The organism is Streptomyces sp. NPDC058000, from assembly GCF_042886435.1.
Lineage (GTDB): Bacteria > Actinomycetota > Actinomycetes > Streptomycetales > Streptomycetaceae > Streptomyces.
Genome location: NZ_JBHVQS010000088.1, coordinates 18,314 through 27,640, shown reverse-complemented (window position 1 = coordinate 27,640; position 9,327 = coordinate 18,314). Strand labels below are relative to the sequence as shown.

The window sequence follows — 9,327 nt, the reverse complement described above, 5'->3', positions numbered from 1 at the left end:
GGGTTGTCGGACGTAAAGCGAAGCAGTCCGACAACCCACCCCGGAGCCCCCGGACCCGCCACCGCAGACGACCCGGGGCCCCGCCCCACACACCCTCCCGCCGAAGGCGGAAACAAGAGGCCCCACGGCGGGGCACCCGACAACGTGGGAAGCCCACCCCAGAGGGCACGGCGGGAAAGCAAAAAACGTGGGGAAATTCAGCCGCCCACGGCGGCAAGCGCACGGACCAGCGCCTGCGCCCGCGGGTCCGCCGTCACATTCGGCTGCATGCCGTTGGTGACGTAGCCGAAGGCGATCCCGCTCTCCGGGTCCGCGAAGGCCAGCGCGCCGCCGCGGCCGGGGTGGCCGAACGAGCCGGGGCCGAGCAGCGGGGAGGACGGGCCGTGCAGCATGAAGCCCAGGCCGAAGCGGGTGTTGACGAGGAGGGTGCGGTCGGGTCCGGCGGACTCCTCGGTGCGGGCGAGGGTCAGCGTCGCCGGCGCGAAGAGTCGCGGATGGCCGTCGACCGGCCCGATCAGCGCCGCGTAGGCGCGGGCCAACGCGTCCGCGGTGGCGATGCCGGCGGAGGCGGGGAGTTCGGCGGCGCGGTAGGCGTCGTCGTTCTCGTCGGGGGCCGGGGAGATCGCGCCGAAGGCGCGGCTGGTGAGGGAGGCCGGGTCGGCGTACGCGTCGGCGACGGTCTTCTTGGGGCGGACCCGCAGGCCGGCGGCGGCGGGCCGGGGCGGGGCCTCGACGGGGGCGAGGCGGCCGACGCGGGGGCGGGCCTCGTCCGGGAGGCCGATCCACAGGTCGAGGTCGAGCGGCCGGGATATCTCGTCGGCGACCCAGGTGCCGAGGGTGCGGCCGGTGACCCGCAGCACCAGTTCGCTCAGCAGCCAGCTGTAGGTCTGGGCGTGGTAGCCGTGATCGGTGCCGGGCGTCCAGGCGGGGGCCTGGGCGGCGACCGCGGCCGGGCCGCTGAGCCCGTCGATGGCCTGGGCGGGGGTGAGCGGGGTGTCCAGGGCCGGCACGCCGGCCCGGTGCGCGAGGAGGTGGCGGACCAGGACGCGGTCCTTGCCGGCGGCCTTGAACTCGGGCCAGTAGGTGCCGACCGGGGCGTCCAGGTCGAGCTGGCCGCGCTGGTGCAGCAGGAGCGGGACGGTGGCGGCGATGCCCTTGGTGGCGGAGCGGACGATCTGGGCGGTGCCGGGCTCCCAGGGGGCGGCCGTGGGGTCGCCGGGCTCGGCGTCGCCGTCCTTGGTGCCGGCCCACAGGTCGACGATCTTGCGGCCGTCCCGGTAGACGGCGACCGCCGCTCCCCGCTCGCCGCGCTCGGCGAAGTTGGCTGCGAAGGCGTCCCGGACCGGCTCGAAGCCGTCCTCGACCGTGCCCTGGACGTCCACCACTGAATCCCGCTTCCCGCTCTTCCGTCGCTTTGGTGACCCATCAATGGTGCAACGTCGGGATCCATGCTCATGACCAGGGGCACCGCCAGGGCCCGGGGCCGTGGCGTTCCTCACATCCGGCCGCGGGGCGGGGGCGGGTCGGGTCCGGTCAGCCGGGGAGGGTCACCGAGCGCGGGTCGAAGCCGAACGGCAGCTCCAACCGGTGGCCGCGCATCAGCTCCTCGTCGCACAGCAGCTCCTGGGTGGTGCCGTCGGCGACGATCACCCCGCCGGAGAGCACCACGGACCGCGGGCACAGCTCCAGGGCGTACGGCAGGTCGTGGGTGACCATCAGGACGGTGACGTCCAACGACCGCAGGATGTCGGCGAGTTCGCGGCGGGAGGCCGGGTCGAGGTTGGAGGACGGCTCGTCGAGGACGAGGATTTCGGGGCGCATGGCGAGGACGGTGGCGACGGCGACCCGGCGGCGTTGGCCGAAGGAGAGGTGGTGCGGCGGGCGGTCGGCGAAGGCGGTCATGCCGACCCGGTCCAGGGCCTCGGTGACCCGGGTGTCCAGTGCGGCGCCGCGCAGTCCGGCGGCGGCCGGTCCGAAGGCGACGTCCTCCCGGACGGTCGGCATGAACAGTTGGTCGTCGGGGTCCTGGAAGACGATGCCGACCCGGCGCCGGATCTCGGCGAGGTGCTGTTTGGCGACCGGGAGGCCGGCGACGGTGACCGAGCCGGCGCCGGCTTCGAGGATGCCGTTGAGGTGCAGGACGAGGGTGGTCTTGCCGGCGCCGTTGGGGCCGAGCAGGGCGACCCGTTCGCCGCGGTCGAGGGTCAGGTCGACGCCGAACAGGGCCTGGTGGCCGTCGGGGTAGGCGTAGGCGAGGCCGGCGACGGCGAGCGAGGGGGCGGGGGCAGTGGTACTCACAGGGTCCATCCCAGGAGGCAGACGGCCAGCGCGGCGAGCGGGAGGGCGGCCGCGCGGGTCCATTGGGTGCGGGTGGCGGTGGTGGCGTCGAGGAGGGGCATGGTGCCGGTGTAGCCGCGGCTGACCATGGCCAGGTGGACGCGTTCGCCGCGCTCGTAGGAGCGGATGAACAGGGCGCCGGCGGACTTGGCGAGCACGCCCCAGTGGCGGACGCCGCGGGCCTCGAAGCCGCGGGAGAGCCGGGCGATCCGCATCCGCCGCATCTCGTCGGTGATCACATCGCCGTAGCGGATCATGAAGGAGGCGATCTGGACCAGCAGCGGCGGCATCTTCAGGCGTTGGAGGCCGAGCAGCAACTGCCGCAGCTCGGTGGTGGCGGCCAGCAGGACGGAGGCGGCGACGCCCAGCGTGCCCTTGGCGAGGATGTTCCAGGCGCCCCACAGGCCGCCCACGCTCAGGTCCAGTCCGAGGACGTGCGCCCGGGGCCCTTCCGCGACGAACGGCATGAGCACCGCGAACGCCACGAACGGCACCTCGATCAGCAGCCGCTTGAGCAGGAAACCGGCCGGGATCCGGGCGGCCCCGGCGACCGCCGCCAGCAGCACCGCGTACAGCGCGAACGCCCAGACCGCGGCGCGCGGGGTGGCGACGACGATCAGGACGAAGCAGAAGACGGCCGCGATCTTGCAGTGCGCCGGGAGGGCGTGGACCGGGGAGCTGCCGTCCCGGTAGAGCTTGTGCGTATGGCCTGCCCCCATGTCAGCCCCGCTCGGCGGGGGCGTCGGCGACCGGGGCGGCGGCCGCGGCGGCCTTGCGGCGGCGCAGCACGACGAAGACGCCGGTGCCGACGGCGAGGGTGGCGGCGACCCCGATGACGCCGGCGAGGCCGCCGGCCAGCCGCGGGTTCGCGATGTCCTTGACGCTGTAGTCGGCGAGCGGGGAATCGGCGGTGGCGTGCTGTGCGGTCCTGGTGTCCAGGCCCTTGTCGTGGGCGACCTTCTCCAGGCCGTCGGGGCTGCTGGAGGCGTAGTAGCTGAGGCCGCCGGCGCACAGCAGGGCGACGGCCAGGCCGGCGAGCCAGAGCCGGCGGGCCGAGCGGCGGGGAGCGGCGGGCGCGGGAGCCGGGTCCGGCGCGTCGGCGGCGGGGTCGGCGGGGGCAGCGGGGTCGGCCGATGCGGTCGTGGCCAGCGGGGAGGTGCGCAGTTCCAGCGGTCGGGCCAGGTCGCGGGCGCCGTACACCAGGTCGGGGCGGACCGCGATCACGGCGCCGACGGTGAGTGCGGTGATCAGCGCCTCGCCGATGCCGATCAGTACGTGCACCCCGACCATGGCGGTGAAGACCTTGCCGATCGGCACGTCGGTGGTGCCGCCCAGGGCGTAGAGGGCGGTGAAGCAGACCGCGGCGGCGGGCACCGAGAGCAGGGCGGCGGCGAACGAGGCGACGGTGACCGAGCGGCGGCTGCGCGGCAGCACCTTCACCAGCAGGCGGAAGACGCCGTAGGCGACGACGGTGGTGGTCAGCGCCATGTCGGAGATGTTGATGCCGAGCGCGGTCAGCCCGCCGTCGGCGAACAGCACGCCCTGCATCAGCAGCACCACGGACACGCACAGCACGCCGGTGTACGGGCCGACGAGGATCGCCGCGAGGGCGCCGCCGAGCAGGTGTCCGCTGGTGCCGGCCGCGACCGGGAAGTTCAGCATCTGCACGGCGAAGATGAACGCGGCGACCAGTCCGGCGAGCGGCGCGGTGCGGTCCGCGCCGGTGCCGCCGCCCGTCCCGGCACCCGCCAGTTCGCGCCGGGCGCCGCGCAGGCTGACCGCCACCGCGGCCGCGGCGACCGCACCGGCCGCCGCCGACACCGGCGCGTTGATGAATCCGTCGGGTACGTGCATCTTCAGGCTTCTTTCGCTTCTGGCTCCGCAACCCGACGATGATGTGGGTCCTGCAACTAAGTTGCAAGAGCGCCCGCGACGCGGAATGCCCGGGCCGCCGCCCGCACACCCCCGTCCGCCCCCGCATCGCCATTGACTCTTGCGCCCCGCTCCCCCACCCTCCCGGCCATGACAGCCCAGGAAGCACCCCAGGCCCCGGGTTCCGCTCCCGCCGGGTTCGCCCCGTGCGCCTCAGAGAGCTGGCGCGCCCCGTGGGACATGTACGCGACCCTGCGGGACGCCCGTCCCCTGCACCACGTCGCCGACGGCGACTACTGGGTCCTCTCCCGTTACGCGGACGTGCTCGCGGCCGCCCGCGACACCGCGCGCTTCTCCTCCGCCGGCGGCCTCACCTTCGTCTACGGCGAGCGGGAGCGGCTCGGCATCACCGACGCCGCCCCGATGGTGATGCTGGACCCGCCCGAGCACACCGACTTCCGGCGGCTGATCACCCGCGGCTACACCCCGCGCCGGGTGACCGCCATCGAGCCGGACGTGCGCGCCTTCGTCCGGGCCCGGCTGGACCACATCGCCGGTCTGCGCGACGGCTGCGACATCGTCGCGGAGCTGTTCAAGCCGCTGCCCAGCTTCGTCGTCGGCCGCTACCTCGGCGTGCCGGAGGCGGACCGGGCCCGCTTCGACGGCTGGACGCACGCCATCGTGGAGGCCAATGCGCTGGGCGACCCGCTGACCGCGACCGAGGCGGTGGGCGGGCTGTTCGGCTACTTCGCGGAGCTGGTCGAGCGGCGTCGCATCGAACCGGCCGACGACACCGTCTCCGACCTGGTCCGGCTGCTGCCGCCGGGCGACGGCACCGCGCTGCTGCGGATCCTCGGCTTCGCCTTCACCATGGTCGCCGGCGGCAACGACACCACCACCGGCCTGCTGGGCGGTGCCGCGGAACTCCTCACCGCCCATCCGGGCCAGCGCCGCACCCTGCTCGACACCCCCGCCCGGCTGCCGGCGGCCGTCGAGGAACTGCTCCGACTGACCTCCCCGGTCCAGTGCCTGGCCCGCACCGTCACCGTCGACACCACGCTGCACGGCCGCACCGTCCCGGCCGGCCGCAAGGTGCTGCTGCTGTACGGCGCCGCCAACCGCGACCCCCGCGCGTTCGGCCCGGACGCCGACCGCCTGGACATCACCCGGGACGGGCCGCAGCACCTCGCCTTCACCCACGGCCCGCACCACTGTCTGGGGGCCGCCGCGGCCCGGCTGGTCGCCCGGATCGCGCTGGAGGAACTGCTGGCCCGTTTCCCGGACTTCACGGTGGACGCGGCCGGCGGCACCTTCGCGGGCGGCCATTACGTGCGGCGGTACGCGTCGCTGCCGTTCGCCACCGGCCGGGGCTGACGGGCTCCGTTCCCGGGCACGGGCCGGGGGCGCGGGCGCGGCCGAAGCGCGGCGGGGCGGGCGGGGCCGTCCGGACAGGCCGACTTGCCGCCCGCCCGCGGCGCCGAAACCATGGGGGCGTGAGCGATGCACCCGAGGCCGCCGGGCCGCCCCCGGGGCCGAACGACACGGACCGCGCGGACCACGCGGCGGTCACGGACAAGCCGGCGGCCGCGGACGGCGCCGGAGCGCGCGGCCGGCTGCGCCGCGTGCCGACGACCGGGCCGGGCCGACCGCCCGGGTCGTACCTGCGGTATCCGCACCTCCACGGCGACCTGCTGTGCTTCGCCGCCGAGGACGACCTGTGGCTGGCGCCGCTCGCGCCGGACGGGGCGGAGCCGGGCCGGGCCTGGCGGCTGACCGTGGACCGGACCCGGGTCGGGCATCCGCGCTTCTCCCCCGACGGCAGCCGGATCGCCTTCACCAGCTGGCGCAGCCTGGACCCGGAGGTCCACCTGGTGTCCGTGGAGGGCGGCCAGGCCCGGCGGCTGACGTACTGGGGCAGTACCGACGCCCGGGTCTGCGGCTGGACGCCACCGGACCACGAGGGGCAGTCGCAGATCCTCGCGGTGTCCTCGCACGGTCAGCCGTTCTCGTACTACTCGTGGGCGTACAGCCTGCCCACCGACGGCAGTCCCGGCGGCCAGCTGCCCTGGGGGCCGGTCGCCGACATCGCGCTGGCCGACCTCGACGGGGAGCGGCGGACCCTGCTGCTCAGCGGCAAGCCGCCGCACGAGCCGGCGTCCTGGAAGCGGTACCGGGGCGGGGCGATGGGGCGGATGTGGCTGCACGGCACCCGGCTGCTACCGGATCTGTGCGGGCACCTGGGCTCGGTGATGTTCACCGCCGGCCGGATCGCCTTCCTCTCCGACCACGAGGGCGTCGGCAACGTCTACTCGTGCCGCCCCGACGGCACGGATCTGCGCCGGCACAGCGACCACCCCGACTTCTACGCCCGGCACGCCTCGACCGACGGCTCCCGGATCGTCTACCAGTGCGCCGGCGACCTGTGGCTGATCGACGACCTGTCCCCGGGCGCGGTGCCGCGGAAGCTCGCGGTGCGGCTGGGCGGGCCGCGGGCCGGCCGCCGCAGCTACCAGGTGCCGGCCGCCGCGCACGTCACCGGTCTGGCGGTGGACGCCACCGGGCGGGCCAGCGCGGTCGGGGTCCGCGGCAGTCTGTACTGGCTCACCCACCGCGACGGCCCGGCCCGGACCATCCACGACACCCCGGGCGTACGGGTGCGGCTGCCGGTGATGCTGGGCGCCACCGGGCGGATCGCGTACGTGACGGACGCCGAGGGCGAGGACGCCGTCGAGATCGCCAACCTGCCGCGGGCCAGCGGTCCGGGCACCCCGCGCCGACTGGCGGCCGGGGCGGTGGGCCGGGTCCACGAGCTGATCTCCGCGCCGGACGGCGAGCGGCTGGCGGTGGCCACCCACGACGGGCGGCTGCTGCTGGTGGAGACCGGCACGCCGGAGGAGACCGGTGCGCCGGAGGAGACCGGTGCGCCGGAGGAGACCGGTGCGCCGGAGGAGGCCGCGGGCGGTGACGCCGGAACGACCGGCGGAACGACCGGCGGAACGACCGGCGGAACGACCGGCGGGCCGGCCCAGGTGGTCACCGAGGTGACCCGGTCCCGCAACGGCCCGGTCCGCGATCTGGCCTTCTCCCCCGACTCCCGCTGGCTGACCTGGTCGCACCCGGGCATCGGCCGCACCCTGCGGATGATCAAGATGGCCCGGCTGTCCGACGGGCACATCGTGGACGTCACCAACGGCCGCTTCGAGGACGAGCAGCCGGTGTTCACCCGGGACGGCCGGTACCTCGCCTTCCTGTCCTGGCGCGGTTTCGACCCGGTCTACGACGTGCACACCGGCGACCTGTCGTTCCCGCTGGGCTGCCGCCCCTACCTCGTGCCGCTGTCGTCGGCGACACCGTCCCCGTTCGCGCTGTCCCCGGAGGGGCGGCCGGCGGCCGGCGGACTGGATCCGGACGAGAACCCCCCGACCGGGGAGGGACCGGTGCTGGTGGAGGTGGAGGGGCTGGCGAACCGCGTCACGCCGTTCCCGGTCTCCGCGTCCAAGTACTCCTCGCTCCGGCCGGTCAGCGGCGGCGGTCTGGTGTGGCTGCGCTGGCCGATCTCCGGCGCGCTGGGCGAGACCTTCGCCAACCCGGCCGACACCTCCGGCCGCCCCACCCTGGAGCACTTCGACCTGACCAAGGCCCGGCGCACCGAACTCACCAGCTCCCTGGACGGGTTCGCGCTCAGCGGCGACGGCACCCGGCTGGTCGTCAACGACGAGGGCGAGCTGCGCGCGGTGCCCGCGACCGAGTCGGCGGACGGCGACACCACGGTCTACCTGGACCTGCGGCGGATCCTGCACGACGTGGATCCGGAGGCGGAGTGGCGACAGGCGTTCGACGAGGCGGGCCGGATCGTCCGGGCGTACTTCTGGGACCCGAAGCTGTGCGGGATCGACTGGGAGGACGTACTGGCGCAGTACCGGCCGCTGCTGGAACGGGTCGCCAGCCCCGACGAGTTCGCCGATCTGCTGCGCGAGGTGCTCGGCGAGCTGGGCACCTCGCACGCCTACGTCACCGGCGCCCGCCGCAACGAGGGACCGCCGCACTACCAGCGCCCGATCGGGCTGCTCGGCGCCAACTTCGTGTGCCGGGACGGCCGTTGGGTGGTCAAGCGGATCCTGCCCGGCGAGTCCTCGGACTCCAAGGCCCGTTCGCCGCTGGCCGGTACGGGCATCCGCGAGGGCAGTGCGCTCACCCACGTCGACGGCCGCCCGGTGGACCCGGTGGCCGGCCCGTACCCGCTACTTGCCGCGGCCGGCGGGACGACCGTGGAGCTGACCTTCGCCCCGCCGGACGAGGCGGGCAACGGTCACGCCCGGCGGGTCGCGGTGGTCCCGCTGATCGACGAGCGGCCGCTGCGCTACCAGGACTGGGTGGCCAAACGGCGGGACGTGGTGCGGAAGTTGAGCGACGACCGGTGCGGGTACCTGCACATCCCCGACATGGGCGGCTCGGGCTGGGCGCAGTTCAACCGCGATCTGCGGCGGGAGGTCGCGATGCCCGCGCTGGTCGTGGACGTCCGCGGCAACGCCGGCGGCAACATCTCCGAGCTGGTCATCGAGAAGCTGACCCGGACCATCATGGGCTGGGACCTGACCCGGGACGCCGAGCCGGTGTCGTACACCAGCAACGCGCCGCGCGGTCCGGTGGTCGCGCTCGCCGACGAGATGACCTCGTCCGACGGCGACATGATCACCGCGGCGTTCAAGCTCCAGGGCATCGGGCCGGTGGTCGGCACCCGGACCTGGGGCGGGGTGGTCGGCATGACCGGCCGGCACCGGCTCGCGGACGGCACCCAGATCACCGTCCCGATGAACGCGGCGTGGTTCCACCTCTACGGCTGGGGCGTGGAGAACCACGGCGTCGAGGTCGACATCGAGGCGCTGCGCTCCCCGCTGCACTGGGCGGAGGGCCGGCACCCGCAGCTCGGCGTCGCGGTGCGCACCGCACTGGAACTCCTGGACCGCCATCCCGCGGCGACCCCGCCGGACCTCTCGGACGTCCCGGACCGGCGGCGCCCCTCGCTCCCGCCGCGCGGCACCGAGTAACACCCACCAACCACCCAACCGCCCTGCGGGGCAGTCCCGTTGGGCGGTTACGACCCCGGCCGGCGCAACG

6 protein-coding genes are annotated in these 9,327 nt (G+C 74.8%); 2 read left to right on the top strand and 4 right to left on the bottom strand.

The window, feature by feature from the left end; genetic code table 11:
* Positions 1 to 197: 197 nt before the first annotated feature.
* The 4 genes from ACFVT2_RS40665 to ACFVT2_RS40650 form a co-directional block, all read right to left on the bottom strand.
* Positions 198 to 1,385 (bottom strand): serine hydrolase domain-containing protein, encoded by a 1,188-nt coding sequence (locus ACFVT2_RS40665; protein ID WP_390026777.1) that lies wholly within the window; start codon positions 1,383 to 1,385, stop codon positions 198 to 200.
* A gap of 148 nt (positions 1,386 to 1,533) precedes the next feature.
* The gene (locus tag ACFVT2_RS40660) at positions 1,534 to 2,307 is read right to left on the bottom strand and encodes an energy-coupling factor ABC transporter ATP-binding protein (protein ID WP_390026775.1); all 774 of its coding nucleotides are present in this window, start codon (positions 2,305 to 2,307) and stop codon (positions 1,534 to 1,536) included.
* Positions 2,295 to 3,056, bottom strand: coding sequence for a cobalt ECF transporter T component CbiQ (gene cbiQ / locus ACFVT2_RS40655; protein ID WP_390026773.1), 762 nt, complete (start codon positions 3,054 to 3,056; stop codon positions 2,295 to 2,297). Before cbiQ ends, ACFVT2_RS40660 begins: the two co-directional genes overlap by 13 nt.
* Before the next feature lies 1 nt (position 3,057).
* Positions 3,058 to 4,191 (bottom strand): energy-coupling factor ABC transporter permease, encoded by a 1,134-nt coding sequence (locus ACFVT2_RS40650; RefSeq protein ID WP_390026771.1) that lies wholly within the window; start codon positions 4,189 to 4,191, stop codon positions 3,058 to 3,060.
* A gap of 168 nt (positions 4,192 to 4,359) precedes the next feature.
* Between ACFVT2_RS40650 and ACFVT2_RS40645 the strand changes: the two genes are divergently transcribed.
* Both ACFVT2_RS40645 and ACFVT2_RS40640 read left to right on the top strand, forming a co-directional pair.
* Positions 4,360 to 5,583, top strand: coding sequence for a cytochrome P450 (locus tag ACFVT2_RS40645; RefSeq protein WP_390026769.1), 1,224 nt, complete (start codon positions 4,360 to 4,362; stop codon positions 5,581 to 5,583).
* Between the two features lie 248 nt (positions 5,584 to 5,831).
* Positions 5,832 to 9,257, top strand: coding sequence for a S41 family peptidase (locus tag ACFVT2_RS40640; RefSeq protein WP_390026781.1), 3,426 nt, complete (start codon positions 5,832 to 5,834; stop codon positions 9,255 to 9,257).
* The last annotated feature ends 70 nt before the right edge of the window (positions 9,258 to 9,327 follow it).

Coding starts and splice junctions, on each gene's coding strand:
- ACFVT2_RS40660 (WP_390026775.1), bottom strand. CDS start 2,307: ATGGACCCTGTGAGTACCACTGCCCCCGCCCCCTCGCTCGCCGTCGCC.
- cbiQ (WP_390026773.1), bottom strand. CDS start 3,056: ATGGGGGCAGGCCATACGCACAAGCTCTACCGGGACGGCAGCTCCCCG.
- ACFVT2_RS40650 (WP_390026771.1), bottom strand. CDS start 4,191: ATGCACGTACCCGACGGATTCATCAACGCGCCGGTGTCGGCGGCGGCC.
- ACFVT2_RS40645 (WP_390026769.1), top strand. CDS start 4,360: ATGACAGCCCAGGAAGCACCCCAGGCCCCGGGTTCCGCTCCCGCCGGG.